Below are 18,633 nucleotides of genomic sequence, written 5' to 3'. Positions count from 1 at the left end.
GATTACGCTTCTTCCGGTGCGGCTTGCAGCTTCGCGGCCAGCCGGTTTTCGAGGTAATGGATGCTCGTGCCGCCCTCGACGAACTTCGCGTCGAGCATCAGCTCGCGATGCAGCGGGATGTTGGTCTGAATGCCTTCGACCACCATTTCCGACAGCGCGATACGCATCCGCTTGATCGCCTGCTCGCGCGTCGCGCCGTAAGCGATCAGCTTGCCGATCATCGAATCATAGTTCGGCGGAACGAAATAACCGTTGTACGCGTGCGAATCGACGCGAATGCCGGGACCGCCCGGCATATGCCACGACGTCAGACGTCCCGGCGACGGAATGAACTTGAACGGATCTTCGGCGTTGATACGGCATTCGATCGCATGTCCGCGGAACTGGATGTCGCGCTGACGGATGGCAAGCTTTTCGCCAGCCGCGATGCGGATCTGTTCCTGCACGATGTCGATGCCCGTAATCAGTTCCGTGACCGGGTGCTCGACCTGCACGCGCGTGTTCATTTCGATGAAGTAGAACTCGCCGTTTTCGTACAGGAACTCGAACGTGCCCGCGCCGAGATAGCCCATCTTCTTGCACGCGTCCGCGCAACGATCGCCGATACGCTCGATCAGACGGCGCGCGATGCCGGGCGCCGGCGCCTCTTCGATCACCTTCTGGTGGCGGCGCTGCATCGAGCAGTCGCGTTCGCCGAGCCACAGCGCGTTCTTGAAGGAGTCCGCGAGAATCTGGATTTCGATGTGCCGCGGGTTCTCCAGGTATTTCTCCATGTAGACCTGCGGATTGCCGAATGCGCGGCCGGCTTCTTCACGCGTCATGTTGACGGCGTTCACGAGCGCGGCTTCCGTGTGCACCACGCGCATGCCGCGGCCACCGCCGCCGCCTGCCGCCTTGATGATCACCGGGTAGCCGACCGCGCGCGCAATCTTCACGATCTCTTTCGGATCTTCCGGCAACGCGCCTTCCGAACCGGGCACGCAGGGCACGCCCGTCTTGATCATCGTCTGCTTCGCGGTGACCTTGTCGCCCATCAGGCGGATCGTGTCGGGACGCGGGCCGATGAAGACGAAGCCCGATTGTTCGACGCGCTCGGCGAAGTCCGCGTTCTCGGACAGGAAGCCGTAGCCGGGGTGAATCGCTTCGGCGTCCGTGACTTCCGCCGCGCTGATCAGCGCGGGCATGTTCAGGTAGCTCAGGTTCGACGGCGCCGGTCCGATACAGACCGCCTCGTCGGCGAGCTTCACGTACTTGGCTTCCTTGTCGGCTTCGGAATAGACGACGACCGTCTTGACGCCGAGTTCGCGGCACGCGCGCTGAATGCGGAGCGCGATTTCGCCACGATTGGCAATGAGGATTTTTTCAAACATAGCGGATATTCGACTCATCAATGGGCGCCGCGGGCCCGGTTGGTTCGAAAGGGCGGGCGGCTGCCTCAGAGGATCGGTTGCGCGCCCGAAGAAGTAGGGCGCGCGGATGGCGAACGGCGAGCTGGCTAAAAGCGCGCCGTATCAGCCGATCACGAACAGCGGCTGGCCGTACTCGACCGCCTGGCCGTTCTCGACGAGGATTTCCTTGATCACGCCAGCCTGGTCCGATTCGATCTCGTTCAGCAGCTTCATCGCTTCGATGATGCAGATCGTCTGGCCTTCCTTGACCGTGTCGCCGACCTGCACGAACGGATCTGCGCCCGGCGACGGTGCGCGGTAGAACGTGCCGACCATCGGCGACGTCACGACATGGCCTTGCGGTGCGGCAGCGGCGGGCGTTGCAGCGCCGGCAGGCGCCTGCTCTGCGTGGCCGACGGCGGCCGGTGCCGAACCCGCGAATTGCGGCGCAAAGTTGCCGGGCTGCTGGACGTAAACCGGCGGCGCGTTCTTGACGATGCGCACCTTGCCTTCGCCCTCGGTCACTTCGAGTTCGGAGATGCCGGACTCGGAGACGAGGTCGATCAGAGTCTTCAGTTTACGTAGATCCATGGGCTTTCCCCTTCAATGCGTGAAGCGCCGGCGGGTTGCCGCCAGCGCCGAATTCGTGTTTTGGGTTGTCAGTTGCGCGACGATCCGGCCGCCCCAACGGCCAACCGGTCGAGCGCATATTCGAGTGCGTACAGATAACCCTTCCAGCCGAGGCCGCAAATCACGCCCTCTGCCTGGTCGGAAAAATACGAGTGATGCCTAAACGGTTCTCGACGATGCACGTTCGACAGATGAATCTCGACGAACGGGATGCCGACGCCCGCCAGTGCGTCCCGGATCGCCACGCTCGTATGCGTGTACGCTGCGGGATTGATCAGGATGAAATCGGTCTTCTCGGTTCGCGCGGCCTGGATGCGGTCGACGAGCGCGCCTTCGTGATTGCTCTGGAAGGTGGCCAGTTCGACGTCGGCGTCCGCTGCGCGGTCGGCCAGCGCCTGATCGATCTGCGGGAGCGTAACGCGGCCATACACCTCGGGTTCCCGTGTACCGAGAAGGTTGAGGTTGGGGCCGTGCAGAACCAGCAGTCGCGTCATGGTCGCTTCGTTTTCCGTGGAATTGGGCGCACTTTAGCGCCGATTAGAGAAATTTGTCTAGTTTCTCGAACGGGCGGCACGTCTCGCGCCCTTACCAGGATAGCAGCAACTAGCAGAACTTCTGACATTTAAGTGCGAATATCGCCCAACCTGAGGCCAAAGGTTCTCAACTAAATGTCAAAAAGTTGTTGGCGTTATAGCGCGTCGAGCGTGCGTTTCAGCTCGTCCGGCTTGATCTGGCCGAGTTTTGTCGACCGTACGACGCCTTTGGCATCAATTACGACCGTGTAAGGCAAACCGCCCGCGTTGTTGCCGAACGCGCGCGCGAGGTCCGCACCGCCGAAGCCGGCGACGTAGATCGGATAGTTGACGGGCACTTTCTGCAGGAACGCCTTGATGTTCTTGTCGGAGTCGACGCCCAGACCGACGAACTCGATACCCTTTTTCGAGTATTCCTTGTGCAACGCCGACAGCGACGGCATTTCTTCGACGCACGGTCCGCACCACGACGCCCAGAAGTTGACGACGACGGGATGGCCCTTGAAGCCGGCAAGCGACTGCGGCGCGCCGTCGGCGTTGGTGACTTTCGCTGCCCACAGCTGATTGACGGCGTTCGCGCTGTCGGCGGGCGCCGCGTTCGCCACGCCCGCGAGATCGTTGTTGCCGAGGAGCCAGTGGCCCGCCACCGCTCCGCCCACGGTCGCGACGACGGCGACGGCCGCGACTGCCAGAATTCGCTTCATATAGTGCATGTGCCCGATCGAGGTGTTCAGTTCGTGGAAGGCGCCGCGCCGCTTTCGTCGATCAGCGCCTGAACGGCGCGGATGTCGGCGCGCGCAAGACGGCCGCGCGCGTCGGCCCGCACGGCGCCGCGCAGATCGTCGGTGCCGTACAGCGCGACGTGGATGCCTACCGGTTCGGTGTCCCGGCCTTCGTTCGCCGGACGCCAGAGAAAGCTCAAGGTTTCGACGTAGCCGCGGCCCGCAAAGTGCCGTGTCTCCGAAACGTCGTACTGCACGTTGGCATTGAGCAGGTAAATGGCGACTTCCTTGGGGTTGTCGCAGAACGCTTGCAGATGAATATCGGAATGTTCGCCGGCCGTCCCACCTAGCACGGCGCCCGTCAGATAGCTGTTGAACGGCGCGAGCCGCTGCATCCAGTCGAGCGCGATCTCGCGCAGCCGGCGCAGCACGGCCGGCTGGCTGTCGCCCTGGAACAGCGACTGGTATTCGCGAATTTCTTCCTCGATCTGGTCGTTATCCGGCAGCCATTCGCCCGCGACGCGCGTCTCCCCGACGACTTGCCGCGCGGCTTTGCGCTTGGCCGTCGAGTAATCGAGACCGTCTTCGGCGATCATCCGCGCAGCCGCGATGGCGATTTCCTCGCGCACGCGCTGCGGATCGAAGTGTGATTTGCGAACCATCCGACAATCATACTAGAGAAAGCCTGACGGCCTTTTGACGCCGCCACCCGCCCGCGCGAGCCCCGAAGGGCTCTGCCGAATAGCACGCACGATCAAGAACGGGCGGGGCTGTCGGTTACAATAGTCGTCCTTTGCACGAGGGCTTTTTCGCTCCCGGCGCGCATCTTTTTCCACGCAAAACACGCCTTGCGGCGCGACAGCTTTATGCACATTCACATCCTCGGCATCTGCGGCACGTTCATGGGTGGTCTCGCGGTTCTCGCGCGCAACGCCGGTCACACGGTGACGGGCTGCGACGCCGGCGTCTATCCGCCGATGAGCACGCAGCTGGAGGCGCAAGGCATCAAGCTGATCGAAGGCTGGGGCGTCGAGCAACTCGAACTGAAGCCCGATCTGTTCGTGGTCGGCAACGTCGTGACGCGCGGCAATCCGCTGATGGAAGAAATCCTGAATCGCGGGCTGCCGTACACGTCCGGCCCGCAGTGGCTCGGCGAGCATGTGCTGAACGGCAAGTGGGTGCTGGCCGTGGCGGGCACGCACGGCAAGACCACGACGACTTCCATGCTGACGTGGCTGCTCGAGGACGCGGGCATGAATCCGGGCTTTCTGATCGGCGGCGTGCCGCTGAACTTCGGCGTGTCGGCGCGGCTGACGGATTCGAGCTTCTTCGTGATCGAAGCCGACGAATACGACACCGCGTTCTTCGACAAGCGCTCCAAGTTCGTCCATTACCGGCCGCGCACTGCGATCCTGAACAATCTCGAATTCGATCACGCGGACATCTTCGCCGATCTCGCCGCGATCGAAACGCAATTCCATCACCTCGTGCGTACCGTGCCGGGCATCGGCCGCGTCATCTCGAATGGCCGCGAAGCCGCGCTCGACCGAGTGCTCACGCGTGGCTGCTGGAGCGAAGTCGAGCGCTTCGGCGTCGAAGGCGGCTGGCAGGCGCTGCCCGCTGAAGACGGCGTCGCCGTCGACGAACGCTTCGCCGTGTATCACAACGGCGAGCGCGTCGGCGTGGTCGACTGGCAGGTGCAGGGCGATCACAACCGGATGAACGCGATCGCCGCAATCGCTGCCGCGCGTCATATCGGCGTGCCGCCCGCGCAAGCCGCGAAGTCGCTGGCGACGTTCCGTAACGTGAAGCGCCGGATGGAAGTGCGCGGCAGCGTCGACGGCGTGACCGTGTACGACGACTTCGCGCATCACCCGACGGCGATCGAAACGACGGTGGCCGGTCTGCGCACGCGCATCGGTCGTACGAATACGCGGATTCTCGCCGTGCTGGAGCCGCGCTCGAACACGATGAAGCTCGGCGTGATGAAAGCGCAACTGCCGTCGAGTCTCGCCGACGCCGATCTCGTGTTCGGTTACGGCGCGCCGTCCGGCAAGGACGCGCTCGGCTGGGATCTCGCCGAAGCGCTCGCGCCGATGGGCGACAAGGCGCAGGCATTCAACGACATCGATACGCTCGTCAAGGCGGTCGTGGCAGCCGCGCAGCCGGGCGATCAGGTGCTGGTGATGAGCAACGGCGGTTTCGGCGGCGTGCATCAGAAGCTGCTCGACGCGCTGTCGGTGCGGCCGACGGCGCAGGCGCGGGGCGTCGCGTGATTCTGTATCTGCACGGTTTCCGCTCGTCGCCCAATTCCTTCAAGGCGCGCGTGATGGCCGAGCGTCTCGAGGCGCTGGGACGCCGCGCCGAATGGTGCTGTCCGATGCTGCCCGTGTCGCCGCTGGAAACGGTGGCGCTCGTCGAAGAAATCGTCGCGAAAGAGAAGCCGGCGCGCGTGACGCTGGTTGGCAGTTCGCTCGGCGGCTACTTCGCGACGCATCTCGCGGAGAAGCACGGCTGGCGCGCGGTGCTGCTGAACCCGGCCGTCGTGCCGCAGCGCGATCTGAGCCACTATCTCGGCGAGCAGCCGTTGTGGCATGGCGGCGGCAGCATCGTCGTCGAGCCGCATCATCTTGATGAGTTGCGTGCGTTAGGCGTCGCGCAGATCACGCATCCCGAACGCTATTATCTGTTTGCTGCCACCGGCGACGAAGTGCTCGATTATCGCGAAATGCTCGCGCACTATCCCGGCGTGCGGACGAAGCTGATCGAAGGCAGCGACCACGCGATCAGCGAATTTCCCGACTATGTCGACGACGTGCTCGCATTTTGCGACGCCGCCGACGCCGAGCCGCCCGCGCCACGCGAGGCGGCATGATCCGATGATCCGCAGCCGGAGCGCGCCCGAAAGGCACGCGCGTTGCGGAGCACCACACCGAACACGACGCCGACGCGCGCAGACGCAAGCAGCATGCAGCACCGCGCGCCGGCTGACGCAAGCCAGAACGAGAGTATTGAGTGAACGTTTTCTTCGAGGAATCGGGTAGTTTCAAGGCGGGCAGCGTGCTGTCGCGTCAAGGCGACGCGTTTCAGGTCGAACTGCCGGGCGGACGCCGCGCGAAGGTCCGCGCGAAAGACGTGCTGATCGAGTTCGACAAGCCGACGGCGGGCGAGCTGATGGAACAGGCCGACGTCGTCGCGCAGGACATCGATCTGGACTTCCTGTGGGAATGCGCGCCCGAAGACGAGTTTCCGTTTGCGACGCTCGGCGCCGACTATTTCGGCGACACCTTCGGGCCCGTCGAACGCGCCGCGCTGATTCTGCGCATGCACGGCTCGCCCATCTATTTCCGTCGCAAGGGGCGCGGCCAGTATCAGCGCGCGCCGGAAGAGCAGCTGAAAATGGCGCTCGCGTCGCTCGAACGCAAACGCCAGCAGGCGCTCGTGCAGCAGGGCTACGAAGACGAAATGAAGGCGGGCCGTCTGCCCGACGGCTTCCAGAGCAAGGCGCTCGGTCTGCTGACGAAGCCCGACAAGAATTCGATCGAATACAAGGCGCTCGAAGCGGCGGCGGCGGCGCGCGGCATTTCGGCGGCGCGTCTGATGCTCGAATGCGGCGGCATTCCGTCGGCCCGCGCGCTGCACGAAGCGCGCTTCCTGTCGGAATTCTTCCCGCACGGCACCGGTTTCCCGCCTGTCACGGTCGGCGAATTGCCGGAAGATCTGCCGCAAGCGGAAGTCGAAGCGTTTTCGATCGACGACGTGACGACGACTGAAATCGACGATGCGTTCTCCGTCGAGCATCTGTCCGATGGCCGCGTGCGGATCGGCATTCACATCGCCGCGCCGGCGCTGGGCATCGAACGCGGCGACGCCGTCGATGCAATCGCGCGCGGCCGTTTGTCCACGGTCTACATGCCGGGCGACAAGATCACGATGTTGCCCGACGGTGTAGTCGACCGCTTCACGCTTGCCGAAGGCGGCTTGCGTCCGGCGCTGTCGCTGTACAGCATCGTCAATCGCGAGACGCAGGAAATCGTCGCGAGTGAAACGCGCGCCGAACTCGTCTACGTGAAGAACAATCTGCGCCACAACACGCTCGACGAACTGGTGACGGAAGACGCGCTCGCCAACGGTACGGGCGAGTATCCGCACAAGGAAGACATCGCGGTGCTGTGGCCGTTCGCGCAGGCGCTGTTCGAGAAGCGTCAGGTCGCGCGCGCCGGTTACGGCCTGAAGCGCGAAGTGCAGCGCAATACGGACTACAACTTCTACGTCGACGGCGAGCACATCTCGATCACGCCGCGCCGCCGCGGTTCGCCGCTCGACACGATCGTCGCCGAACTGGCGATTCTCGCGAACTCGACGTGGGGCGCGTTCCTGCACGATCACGGCGTGCCGGGCATCTATCGTTCGCAGCGCGCGTTCGGCGCGCCGACGGGCCCGAAGCGCACCCGCATGCAGACGACGGCCGCGCCGCACGAAGGCCTCGGCGTCGCGCAGTACGCGTGGAGCACGTCGCCGCTGCGCCGTTACGTCGACCTCGTCAATCAATGGCAACTGATCGCGTGCGTGCAGCACGGCGTGACGGCGAAGCTCGCCGCGCCGTTCAAGCCGAAGGACGCTGATCTGTTCGCCGTCGTGCAAGGTTTCGACGATACGTACACCGCGTACGCCGATCATCAGCGCCGCATGGAGTATTTCTGGTGTCTGCGCTGGCTCACGCAGGAAAACCGCAAGCAGGTCGCGGCGTCTGTCGTAAAGGGCGATCTGGTGCGTCTCGAAGAAGTGCCGTTGCTACTGCATGTGCCGGGTCTCGGCGTGCACGCGCGCGGCACGCGACTGATGCTCGACGTGATGTCGGTGGATGAGCTGACGGTCGAAGCGTCCGTGCGCCTGTTGCACGTGATCGACGCGCCGACCGTGACGAGCGGCACGGAAGAAGAGGAAGAGGCCGACGAAGAAATCATCGACGCCACCGACGAATCCGCCGAAAGCGAAGCCGAAGCCAAGGCCGAAGCCGACACGGAAGGCGCGGCGGAAGGCGAGCAAGCTGCCGATCAGCAGAACAACGACTCGACGCAGCACGCGACGGAGCAAGGCCAATGAGTTCGAACCAGACCACGCCGCGCGACAAATACGCGGTGATCGGGAATCCGATTGCGCACAGCAAGTCGCCGCTGATCCACGCGCAGTTCGCCGAACAGACGGGCGAGCCCGTCGAATATGGCCGGCTGCTGGCGCCCGTCGACCAGTTCGTCGGGCACGTGCGTGCGTTCATCGACGAAGGCGGCCGTGGCATGAATGTCACCGTGCCGTTCAAGCTCGACGCGCACGCGTTCGCGACCACGCTGTCGCCGCGCGCGGCGGCAGCGGGCGCGGTCAACACGCTGCGTTTCGAAAAAGACGGCGGCGTGTACGGCGACAACACAGATGGCTTCGGCCTCGTGCGCGACATCGAAGTGAACCTGGGCGTGTCGCTCAAGGGCGCGCGCGTGCTGCTGCTCGGCGCGGGCGGCGCGGCGCGTGGCGTTGTATTGCCGATGCTCGAACGCAAGCCGCAGTCGTTGACCATCGTGAACCGCACGGCATCGAAGGCCGACGAACTCGTCGCGCAATTTTCGGACGCGGCCAGCGACGCCGCGTGCCGTCTGACGGGCGGCAGCGCACAGGCAATCGAAGCAGGCGCGTACGACGTGATCGTCAACGCGACGGCAAGCAGCCTCGATGCATCGCTGCCCGAGTGCGGCGATAGCGCGTTCGGCGCGCACACACTCGCGTACGACATGATGTACGGCGCGCAGCCAACCGTCTTCATGCAGCACGCGAGCAAGCTGGGAGCGCGCGCGGCGGATGGTCTCGGCATGCTGGTCGAACAGGCGGCGGAGTCGTTCTTCGTGTGGCGCGGCGTGCGTCCCGACGGCGCGCCCGTGCTGGCGGCACTGCGCGAGATGCTGCGCGCACCGCAGAGCGCGTGACGGCGTAAGCGCCGCTCATTCGCTCATCTCACGGCACGGCGACGATATGGCGACGACGATGACAAGAACGAAGCGCGCAAAGGGGCAAGCCGCCAGTCCCGCACGCTGGTTGATGTACGCCGGCGCGGTCTTCGCCGTCGCGTGGATCGCGACACAACTGTTCTATTTTGCGCAGATTGCCGTCTGGAACTACGTGAATCCGCAATCGACGGCTTTCATGCGTTCCGATGCCTGGCGTCTTTCTCAAGATCGTCCGGACTTGTCGATCCAGCACACGTGGGTGTCCTACGACCAGATCTCACGCAATCTGAAGCGCGCAATCATCGCGTCGGAAGATGCGAACTTCGTCAATAACAACGGCTACGAGACGGACGCGATTCTCCAGGCATGGGAGAAAAACAAGGCGCGCGGCAAGATCGTCAGAGGCGGCTCGACGATCACGCAGCAGCTTGCACGCAATCTGTTTCTGTCGCGTGAGAAGAGCTATATCCGCAAGGGCCAGGAACTGATCATCACGTGGATGCTTGAGACGCTGATGGACAAAGAGCGAATCTTCGAGATCTATCTGAATTCGGTCGAGTGGGGCAACGGCGTGTACGGCGCGGAAGCGGCGGCGCGCTACTACTTCAGGACATCGGCGGCGAAGCTGACGGCGGGACAATCGGCGCGGCTCGCGGTCATGCTGCCGAGACCGAAATACTTCGATGAGCATCGCAGTTCGGGGTACCTCGCGCAGCGCGCGCGGGTGATCGCGCGAAGAATGGGCGCGGCGGAATTGCCAGAGTGACGATCCGGATTCAAGCGCAAACAGGCAATGAAAACGGCGATTATCGTGCAGATAATCGCCGTTTTTGTTTTGGAGCAACTGCTTACCGGAAGCGGTAATTCGCGCCGATCGTGAGGCTGTCGTTCGTCCAGTGCGTGTTGTCCGCATGCGTGGCATCGTGCGTCCATTCCGAGAACAGGCTCACGTTTTTCATGAACATGTATTCGACGCCAAGCCCGTAGTTGAAGCGCGAGGCCGGCCAGTCGGTGGTCACACCGAGACGCGCATACGGCATGAACTGACCAACGGGATAGCCGATCTTCGCGTCGATGCCGCCGTCCTTGAAGGTCGCCGAACCGTGATGCAGATCCGCGAAGATTTCCGCGCCGAGCATTACGGGGCCTGCGTTGAAGCCATAACCGGCAACGAAACCGGGGAAGACCGTCGAGTGCGTCGGCTTGTCCGTCGCGCCCGATGCGCTCGACACATTCACGCCCAGTTTGGCGCCGACATACGGACCGGAAAAATCGTCGATCAGTTGCTGCTGGGTCGGTTGTGCTTGCGCGGCAGCGCTGAGCGCAATCGCTGCACATGCCAATAAAGTCTTGATTGCTGTCATTTTTGGGAACCTGAAAATCGCGAGAGCTCTTGAGAATCGAAAAGCTCCGGAAGTGGGCCGAAACGGCGTTCCCCAAGTCTTTTAAGCGTCGACTTAGAGCGGGAGCAGCCTAAGTACAGCCTCATGCACGCTCAATCGGAGTGTTCTTAAAAGCGCCCCCGCGAAACTGACAGGCTCTTCTGCTATGGCGGACAGGATCGGACAGGAAGCGTGAATGCTTGCGAAATGTCTCCAACAACGCGTCTCGCATCCTTGATGCATGATTCCCAAAATATGGACGCGACGCTCATATGTTGGTGAATCTCAAAAAAGCGCCCTACAATCCGGTTCAACAAGCCGAAACCGGCCAGAAACACCGCTTCATCGACGTGCACCGCGCGTCCTACGAAGCGGGACGAAAATCGGAGACACCACGCCATGCCTTCCAGCATCTTGCTGACCGACCCGCTCGCGCAGCTTCGACCCGCTCCCGACGCAAGCCGTCACGCCGGCTTCTCCCGGTAACTCACCTTTTGTCTGTTGCCCAGTCGCCATGAACAAAGCGATGACCTCTCACGCCGAGTCCGACGCGCCCGAAGCGCCTGAAGTCGAAGTGCCGCGCAAGCCCGCTGCACGTCCCGCGAACGGTGCCGTTGTGCCGCCGCCGCCCGCCGACACGATCGGACTGCCGAGCACGCTGCTCGACATCACGCCGCAGCAAGCCGGCACGCAAACGCTGCTGCGCGGCCTCGCGATTCTCGAAGCGGCCGCCGCCGGCGTGCGCGATCTGCGCACCTTCGGCGCCGCGCTCGGCACGACGCGCAGCACGACGCACCGGCTCGTCAGCAGCCTCGTGCAGGCGCGCTATCTGCGCCAGGTGCAGGGCGGCTATCTGCTTGGCCCGAAGCTGATCGAACTCGGCACGATCGCGCTCGAACAGATGCCGCTCACGCAGGTTGCGCGTCCGCATCTGGAGTCGCTCGCGGAACAGACGCACGATACGATTCACCTCGGCGTGCGCGACGGCGACGACGTGCTGTACATCGACAAGATTCCCGGCACGCGCGGTCTGGAAATGCGTTCGCGCGTCGGTCACCGGATGCCGCTCGCATCGACGGGCATCGGCAAGGCGATGATGCTCGACCTCGTGCCGGACCAGTGGCAGTCGCTGTTCGACGCGTCGCGCCGCGCGCTCGCGGGCGTCAGCTTCAAGCCCGACAACCGGCCCGACCAGCAGACGTTCATGCAGCGCATGACGAACTACTCGGCCGGCGGCTTCACGTTCGACCTCGAAGAGAACGAAGCGTCGATCCGCTGCGTGGCGGCGCCCGTGCGCGATGCGTCGGGTTCGATCGTCGCGGCGCTGTCGGTGGCGAGCACGATTCCGTACATGTCGCTCGAACGGATGGACGAACTGATTCCCGTCGTGCAGCGCGAAGCGCGCGCAATTTCGGAAGAGCTGGGCTGGCGTGTTCCGCAACCGACTACCCGCAGGATCAAACGATGAATCAGACGGGTTCGACCCTGTCGCTGGAACAAGCCCGGCCCGCGCAGACGGCGAATAACGCCGCACTGATCGCGCTCGACTGGGGCACGACGTCGCTGCGCGCGTATCTGTTCGACGCGCACGGCGCCGTGCTGGACACGCGCGCTTCGACGGCGGGCATCATGAATTTGCCGCGCCCGGCCGCGGAAGGCGGTTTCGACGCCGCGTTCGACGCCGTCGTCGGCGCATGGCTGGACGCCACGCCCAATCTGCCCGTGATCGCGGCAGGCATGGTCGGCAGCGCGCAAGGCTGGAAGGAAGCGCCTTACGTGAGCGCGCCCGCCAGCGCCGATGCGCTCGTCGCGGGCATCGTGCGCGTGCAGACGGCGCGCGGCGTGCCGCTGAACATCGTGCCTGGCGTGCTGCAGAACGGCGATTTGCCGAACGTGATGCGCGGCGAGGAAACGCAGATTTTCGGCGCGCTGGCTTGTGCGCAGGCGTCGGCGGCGAGCAAGGGCATGCTGATCGGTTTGCCCGGCACGCACGCGAAATGGGTGATGGTGCGCGACGCGAAGATCGAACGATTCGACACGTTCATGACGGGCGAGGTGTTCGCCGCGCTCTCCGAGCACACGATTCTCGGCCGCACGATGATCACGCCCGACCATCCGGATACGGGCGCCTTCCTGCGCGGCGTACAAGTCGCGCGTGACCAGGGCAAGGCCGGCGTGCTCGCGACGATTTTCAGCACGCGCACGCTGGGCCTCACGGGCCAGCTGGCGCGCGAGCAGCAACCCGATTACCTGTCCGGTCTCCTGATCGGTCACGAACTGAGCGGCCTCGAAGCGGCGCTCGCGCAACAGCAATCGACGCTCGCCGGCAACGCGCTGCAGCTGATCGGCAACGAAGCGCTGTGCGAGCGATATCGTCTCGCGCTCGCGCAGTTCGGCTGTCATCAGGCGGACCTCGTGAAGCAGGCGACGGAGCGCGGCTTGTGGCGCATCGCGGCGCAAGCGGGGCTCGTCAGCGAGGCGTCGGGCGCCGTACAGGCGAGCTGAAACGCTAGCCAAAACGCGAGCCAAAAAACGCGCCCGAGCCGCCGCGCAAAACCAAAGGAACCGACATGCAACTCGATCTGAATCTGCCCGCTCCGTACCAGCCGCACGCCGGCCTGATGGCCGCGTTCGAAGTGTGTCCGCTGATCGCGATTCTGCGCGGCGTCACGCCCGCCGATGCCGCCGATCAGGGCCGCGCGCTGTACGAAGCAGGCTTTCGCATCATCGAAGTGCCGCTCAATTCGCCGAATCCGTTCGACAGCATTTCGGCGATCCGTCAGGCGCTGCCTGCGGACTGCATCGTCGGCGCGGGCACGGTGCTGCGCGGCGAACTCGTGCATGACGTGAAGGCGGCGGGCGGCGAACTGATCGTGATGCCGCACAGCGATCCCGAAGTCGTGACGACGGCGAAGTCGCTCGCAATGGCGTGCGCGCCCGGCGTCGCGACGATGACGGAAGCGTTCATCGCGCTGAAGAATGGTGCCGACGTGCTGAAGATGTTCCCCGCCGAGCAGCTCGGCTGCCAGATCGTGAAGGCGTGGCGCGCGGTGCTGCACAAGGACGTGCCGCTCTTGCCCGTCGGCGGGATCGCGCCGGACAACATGGGGCCGTTCCTCACCGCGGGCGCGAACGGTTTCGGGCTCGGCTCGGCGCTGTACAAACCGGGCCAGCCGGCGACGACGACGGGTTCGCATGCGAAGGCGTTCATCAACGGTCTGCGCATTGCGCGCGCGAGCGTGAAGAAATGAAACGGCTGCAAGGCAAGGTGGCGCTGGTGACGGGCGCGGGACGCGGGATCGGCGCGGCGATCGCGACGGCTTTCGCGCGCGAAGGCGCCGCTGTCGTGCTCGCGGAACTCGATATCGAGACCGCACAGCGCACGGCCGCCGACATTGCCACGCAAACGGCAGACGCAGGCGGCAAGACGCTCGCCGTGCAGACAGACGTGACGCAATCGGCGTCCGTGCAGCGCGCGGTGAGTGAAGCGGAAAAGGCGTTCGGTCCCATCGACGTGCTCGTGAACAACGCGGGGATCAACGTGTTCTGCGATCCGCTGACGATGACCGACGACGACTGGCGCCGCTGCTTCGCCGTCGATCTGGACGGCGTGTGGAATGGTTGCCGCGCGGTGCTGCCGGGCATGGTCGAACGCGGTGCGGGCAGCATCGTGAACATCGCGTCGACACACTCGTTCAAGATCATTCCGGGCTGCTTCCCGTATCCGGTGGCGAAGCACGGCGTGCTTGGCCTGACGCGCGCGCTCGGCATCGAGTACGCGCCGCGCAACGTGCGTGTGAACGCGATCGCGCCGGGCTACATCGAGACGCAATTGACGCGCGACTGGTGGGACGGTCAGTCCGATCCCGCCGCCGCGAAACAGGCAACGCTGGATTTGCAGCCGATGGGCCGCATCGGCACGCCGGAAGAAGTCGCGATGACGGCCGTGTTTCTCGCGTCGGACGAAGCGCCGTTCATCAACGCGAGCTGCATCACCGTCGACGGAGGACGCTCGGCGCTCTATCACGATTGAGAAGACCGCAACGCATCGGGGCAGTAACGAAGAAACAGCGAAGAAAAAGCGAAGAACGAACGCAGTAGCGAAAGAACAGAAAACAGCAGCAAACCCGCCTCGGCAACGAGGCGATGTTGTGACCCGCCTGACGCGCTGGCCGCGTGTGTCGAAGGCGGTACAAGAAGACGCGGCCGATACCTTCTCGTTACTCACTAGTCAGGAGACACGCAACATGAAACGCAGAATTTTCCTCACGCTGGCAGCAGCGGCGACGGCGGTGCTCTTCAACGCACCCGTCGCGCAAGCCGCCGACCCGGTCAAGATCGGCTTCCTCGTGAAGCAACCCGAAGAGCCGTGGTTCCAGGACGAGTGGAAGTTCGCCGAACAGGCCGCCAAGGAAAAGGGCTTCACGCTGGTGAAGATCGGCGCGCCGTCGGGCGAGAAGGTCATGAGCGCAATCGACAACCTCGCTGCGCAAAAGGCACAAGGTTTCGTGATCTGCACGCCGGACGTCAAGCTCGGACCGGGCATCGTCGCGAAGGCCAAGGCTGACAACCTGAAGATGATGACGGTCGACGACCGCCTCGTCGACGGCGCGGGCAAGCCGATCGAGTCGGTGCCGCATATGGGCATCTCGGCTTACAACATCGGCAAGCAGGTCGGCGACGGTCTCGCGGCTGAAATCAAGAAGCGCGGCTGGGACATGAAGGACGTCGGCGCGATCGACGTGACCTACGAACAGCTGCCGACGGCACACGACCGCACGTCGGGCGCCACCGACGCGCTGATCGCCGCCGGCTTCCCGAAGGCCAACATCATCGCTGCGCCGCAAGCGAAGACCGACACGGAAAACGCGTTCAACGCGGCGAACATCGCGCTGACGAAGAACCCGAACTTCAAGCACTGGGTCGCCTACGGCCTGAACGACGAAGCCGTGCTCGGCGCGGTTCGTGCAGCGGAAGGCCGCGGCTTCAAGGCCGACAACATGATCGGCATCGGCATCGGCGGTTCGGACTCGGCACTGAACGAGTTCAAGAAGCCGAACCCGACGGGCTTCTACGGCACCGTGATCATCAGCCCGAAGCGTCACGGCGAAGAGACGTCGGAACTGATGTACTCGTGGATCACGCAAGGCAAGGAACCGCCGAAGCTCACGCTGACGACGGGCATGCTGGCCACGCGCGACAACGTCGGCGAAGTGCGTGAAAAGATGGGTCTCGCATCGAAGTAAGCGTTTTTTGAAGCGAGGGCGCGTGAATACCGGCAGCAACGGCGTTCACGCGCCATGTAAGTCGTAACGAATCAGAAGGAGGCAAAGTGTCAGCGACGCTGCGTTTTGACAATATCGGCAAGGTGTTTCCAGGCGTGCGTGCGCTCGACGGAATCTCTTTCGACGTGCATGCCGGCCAGGTGCATGGCCTGATGGGCGAAAACGGCGCGGGGAAATCGACCCTGCTGAAGATTCTCGGTGGCGAATATCAGCCGGATTCCGGCCGTGTGCTGATCGACGAAAACGAAGTGCGTTTCGCAAATGCGGGCGCGTCGATCGCTGCGGGAATCGCGGTGATTCACCAGGAACTGCAGTACGTGCCGGACCTGACGGTGTCGGAAAACCTGCTGCTCGGCCGTTTGCCGAACACGATCGGCTTCGTGAAGAAGGGCGACGCGAAGCGCTTCGTGCGCGAACAGCTGGCGGCGATGGGCGTCGATCTCGACCCGAACGCGAAGCTGCGCAAGCTCTCCATCGCGCAGCGCCAGATGGTCGAAATCTGTAAGGCGCTGATGCGCAATGCTCGCGTGATCGCGCTCGACGAACCGACGAGTTCGCTGTCGCACCGCGAGACGGAAGTGCTGTTCAAGCTGGTGCGCGATCTGCGCGCCGACAACCGCGCGCTGATCTACATCTCGCACCGGATGGACGAGATCTATCAGCTGTGCGACGCGTGCACGATTTTCCGCGACGGCCGCAAGGTCGCGTCGCATCCTTCGCTCGAAGGCGTGAGCCGCGACACGATCGTGAGCGAAATGGTCGGCCGCGAAATCTCGGATATCTACGGCTACCGCGCCCGTGAACTCGGCGAAGTGCGCTTCTCGGTGAAGAACATCGAAGGCAAGCCGCTGACGGAACCGGCGAGCTTCGAAGTGCGCCGCGGCGAGATCGTCGGCTTCTTCGGGCTGGTCGGCGCAGGCCGCAGCGAGCTGATGCACCTGATCTACGGCGACGACCCGAAGAAGGGCGGCGAACTCGTGCTCGACGGCAAGCCGATCAAGGTGAAGAGCGCCGGCGACGCGATCCGCCAGGGCATCGTGCTGTGTCCGGAAGACCGCAAGGAAGAAGGCATCGTCGCGATTGCGTCGGTGGCGGAGAACATCAATATCAGCTGCCGCCGTCATTATCTGAAGGCGGGGCTGTTTCTGGACCGCAAGAAGGAAGCCGAAACGGCCGACCGTTTCATCAAGCTCCTGAAGATCAAGACGCCGAGCCGTCGTCAGAAGATCCGTTTTCTGTCAGGCGGCAACCAGCAGAAAGCGATTCTGTCGCGCTGGCTGGCCGAGCCGGATCTGCGCGTGGTGATTCTCGACGAACCGACGCGCGGCATCGACGTCGGCGCGAAGCACGAGATTTACAACGTGATTTACGAACTGGCCGAGCGCGGCTGCGCGATCGTGATGATTTCGTCGGAACTGCCGGAAGTGCTCGGCGTGTCGGACCGGATCGTCGTGATGCGCCAGGGGCGTATTTCGGGCGAACTGTCGCGCAGCGCGGCAACCGAGCAATCGGTGCTGAGCCTCGCGCTGCCGAAGAGTTCGACGACGGCGCAGGCGGCCTGAAGGTCCGCGCACTGCGTCGAGTGAATCGAAAACCGCAAGTCATCTGTAACTGTCGGGGCCTTTAATAGTCCTGCAACCCGTGGGGAACGGGAGGAGTGAACCAAATGCAAGCCAGAGAAAACCTCGCGCAACAGGCCGCCAAGAGCGCCGCCGAAGCGCTGATTCCGCAAGCCAGCGACAAGCAGAAGTGGTGGCAGCAGATCACCGAGTACAGCCTGATCGTGATCTTCGCGGTGATGTTCATCACGATGTCGCTGACCGTCGATCACTTCTTCTCGATCGAAAACATGCTCGGCCTCGCGCTGTCGATTTCGCAGATCGGCATGGTCGCGTGCACGATGATGTTCTGTCTCGCGTCGCGCGACTTCGACCTGTCGGTCGGTTCGACGGTCGCGTTCGCGGGCGTGTTGTGCGCGATGGTGCTCAACGCGACGGGCAACACGTTCATCGCGATCATCGCGGCTGTCGTCGCCGGTTCGGTGATCGGCTTCGTCAATGGCGCGGTGATTGCGTATCTGCGCATCAACGCGCTGATCACGACGCTCGCGACGATGGAAATCGTGCGCGGCCTCGGCTTCATCGTGTCGCACGGTCAGGCAGTCGGTGTGTCGTCGGATACGTTCATCGCGCTCGGCGGCCTGTCGATGTTCGGCGTGTCGCTGCCGATCTGGGTCACGCTCGTCTGCTTCATCGTGTTCGGCGTGATGCTGAACTCGACGGTGTACGGCCGTAACACGCTGGCGATCGGCGGCAATCCGGAAGCGTCGCGTCTTGCAGGTATCAATGTGGAACGCACGCGCGTCTACATCTTCCTGATCCAGGGTGCGGTGACGGCGCTGGCAGGCGTGATTCTCGCGTCGCGTATCACGTCGGGTCAGCCGAACGCCGCTGAAGGCTTCGAGCTGAACGTGATTTCGGCGTGCGTGCTGGGCGGCGTGTCGCTGCTCGGCGGCCGCGCGACGATTTCGGGCGTCGTGATCGGCGTGCTCATCATGGGCACGGTCGAAAACGTGATGAACCTGATGAACATCGACGCGTTCTACCAGTACCTCGTGCGCGGCGCGATCCTGCTGGCCGCCGTGCTGCTGGACCAGTTGAAGAACCGCGGCACGCGCGACTGATTCATCGCCACACT

At 63.8% G+C, this 18,633-nt stretch carries 18 protein-coding genes; 12 read left to right on the top strand and 6 right to left on the bottom strand.

Features of this window, described 5'->3' with window-relative positions; translation table 11 throughout:
- Positions 1 to 2 precede the first annotated feature (2 nt).
- The 5 genes from accC to QEN71_RS27150 form a co-directional block, all read right to left on the bottom strand.
- Positions 3 to 1,370: an acetyl-CoA carboxylase biotin carboxylase subunit gene (accC, locus tag QEN71_RS27170; RefSeq protein WP_201655883.1), complete on the bottom strand. Its 1,368-nt coding sequence runs from the start codon at positions 1,368 to 1,370 to the stop codon at positions 3 to 5.
- A gap of 141 nt (positions 1,371 to 1,511) precedes the next feature.
- Positions 1,512 to 1,979, bottom strand: coding sequence for an acetyl-CoA carboxylase biotin carboxyl carrier protein (accB, locus tag QEN71_RS27165; protein ID WP_201655880.1), 468 nt, complete (start codon positions 1,977 to 1,979; stop codon positions 1,512 to 1,514).
- Between the two features lie 68 nt (positions 1,980 to 2,047).
- Positions 2,048 to 2,512, bottom strand: coding sequence for a type II 3-dehydroquinate dehydratase (gene aroQ, locus QEN71_RS27160; RefSeq protein ID WP_028371785.1), 465 nt, complete (start codon positions 2,510 to 2,512; stop codon positions 2,048 to 2,050).
- A gap of 194 nt (positions 2,513 to 2,706) precedes the next feature.
- On the bottom strand, positions 2,707 to 3,255 hold the full coding sequence (locus QEN71_RS27155) for a TlpA family protein disulfide reductase (RefSeq protein ID WP_201655878.1): 549 nt from the start codon (positions 3,253 to 3,255) through the stop codon (positions 2,707 to 2,709).
- A gap of 26 nt (positions 3,256 to 3,281) precedes the next feature.
- Entirely contained in the window at positions 3,282 to 3,935 is a 654-nt protein-coding gene (locus QEN71_RS27150; protein ID WP_201655875.1) for a UDP-N-acetylmuramate--alanine ligase, read from the bottom strand.
- A gap of 204 nt (positions 3,936 to 4,139) precedes the next feature.
- Between QEN71_RS27150 and mpl the strand changes: the two genes are divergently transcribed.
- The 5 genes from mpl (at position 4,140) to mtgA (ending at position 10,035) form a co-directional block, all read left to right on the top strand.
- A complete protein-coding gene (gene mpl, locus QEN71_RS27145; protein ID WP_201655874.1) occupies positions 4,140 to 5,549 on the top strand; it encodes a UDP-N-acetylmuramate:L-alanyl-gamma-D-glutamyl-meso-diaminopimelate ligase in 1,410 nt (469 codons plus the stop codon).
- Complete coding sequence (locus QEN71_RS27140; protein WP_201655871.1) at positions 5,546 to 6,148, top strand: YqiA/YcfP family alpha/beta fold hydrolase; 603 nt, start codon at positions 5,546 to 5,548, stop codon at positions 6,146 to 6,148. The genes mpl and QEN71_RS27140 overlap by 4 nt, the downstream gene beginning before the upstream one ends.
- Positions 6,149 to 6,288: 140 nt before the next feature.
- Positions 6,289 to 8,379 carry a ribonuclease catalytic domain-containing protein gene (locus QEN71_RS27135; protein WP_201655868.1) on the top strand — a complete coding sequence of 697 codons (2,091 nt, stop codon included), beginning with the start codon at positions 6,289 to 6,291 and terminating at the stop codon, positions 8,377 to 8,379.
- Positions 8,376 to 9,248, top strand: a complete 873-nt coding sequence (gene aroE / locus QEN71_RS27130; RefSeq protein ID WP_201655865.1) for a shikimate dehydrogenase — start codon at positions 8,376 to 8,378, stop codon at positions 9,246 to 9,248. The genes QEN71_RS27135 and aroE overlap by 4 nt, the downstream gene beginning before the upstream one ends.
- 58 nt (positions 9,249 to 9,306) lie before the next feature.
- A complete protein-coding gene (mtgA, locus tag QEN71_RS27125) occupies positions 9,307 to 10,035 on the top strand; it encodes a monofunctional biosynthetic peptidoglycan transglycosylase (RefSeq protein WP_201655862.1) in 729 nt (242 codons plus the stop codon).
- Between the two features lie 82 nt (positions 10,036 to 10,117).
- On the opposite strand, the gene QEN71_RS27120 is transcribed toward mtgA, so the two are convergent.
- Entirely contained in the window at positions 10,118 to 10,633 is a 516-nt protein-coding gene (locus QEN71_RS27120) for an outer membrane protein (RefSeq protein ID WP_201655859.1), read from the bottom strand.
- 532 nt (positions 10,634 to 11,165) lie between these two features.
- On the opposite strand from QEN71_RS27120, the gene QEN71_RS27115 reads away from it, so the two are divergent.
- The 7 genes from QEN71_RS27115 (at position 11,166) to araH (ending at position 18,619) form a co-directional block, all read left to right on the top strand.
- Positions 11,166 to 12,119, top strand: coding sequence for an IclR family transcriptional regulator (locus QEN71_RS27115; RefSeq protein ID WP_201655856.1), 954 nt, complete (start codon positions 11,166 to 11,168; stop codon positions 12,117 to 12,119).
- Positions 12,116 to 13,156 carry a 2-dehydro-3-deoxygalactonokinase gene (locus QEN71_RS27110; protein ID WP_201655853.1) on the top strand — a complete coding sequence of 347 codons (1,041 nt, stop codon included), beginning with the start codon at positions 12,116 to 12,118 and terminating at the stop codon, positions 13,154 to 13,156. Before QEN71_RS27115 ends, QEN71_RS27110 begins: the two co-directional genes overlap by 4 nt.
- Positions 13,157 to 13,221: 65 nt before the next feature.
- Positions 13,222 to 13,902, top strand: coding sequence for a 2-dehydro-3-deoxy-6-phosphogalactonate aldolase (locus tag QEN71_RS27105; RefSeq protein ID WP_201655850.1), 681 nt, complete (start codon positions 13,222 to 13,224; stop codon positions 13,900 to 13,902).
- Positions 13,899 to 14,684, top strand: a complete 786-nt coding sequence (locus QEN71_RS27100; protein ID WP_201655847.1) for an SDR family oxidoreductase — start codon at positions 13,899 to 13,901, stop codon at positions 14,682 to 14,684. The genes QEN71_RS27105 and QEN71_RS27100 overlap by 4 nt, the downstream gene beginning before the upstream one ends.
- 214 nt (positions 14,685 to 14,898) lie before the next feature.
- A complete protein-coding gene (locus QEN71_RS27095; protein ID WP_201655844.1) occupies positions 14,899 to 15,897 on the top strand; it encodes an arabinose ABC transporter substrate-binding protein in 999 nt (332 codons plus the stop codon).
- Positions 15,898 to 15,983: 86 nt separating this feature from the next.
- Positions 15,984 to 17,498, top strand: a complete 1,515-nt coding sequence (gene araG / locus QEN71_RS27090; RefSeq protein WP_201655840.1) for an L-arabinose ABC transporter ATP-binding protein AraG — start codon at positions 15,984 to 15,986, stop codon at positions 17,496 to 17,498.
- Between the two features lie 104 nt (positions 17,499 to 17,602).
- Positions 17,603 to 18,619 (top strand): L-arabinose ABC transporter permease AraH, encoded by a 1,017-nt coding sequence (gene araH, locus QEN71_RS27085; protein ID WP_201655837.1) that lies wholly within the window; start codon positions 17,603 to 17,605, stop codon positions 18,617 to 18,619.
- Positions 18,620 to 18,633: the final 14 nt, after the last annotated feature.

Origin of the sequence: Paraburkholderia sabiae, from assembly GCF_030412785.1 — a bacterium.
GTDB lineage: Bacteria > Pseudomonadota > Gammaproteobacteria > Burkholderiales > Burkholderiaceae > Paraburkholderia > Paraburkholderia sabiae.
Note: the sequence above shows the minus strand (reverse complement) of the source record. Positions and strands in the feature narration are given on the sequence as shown.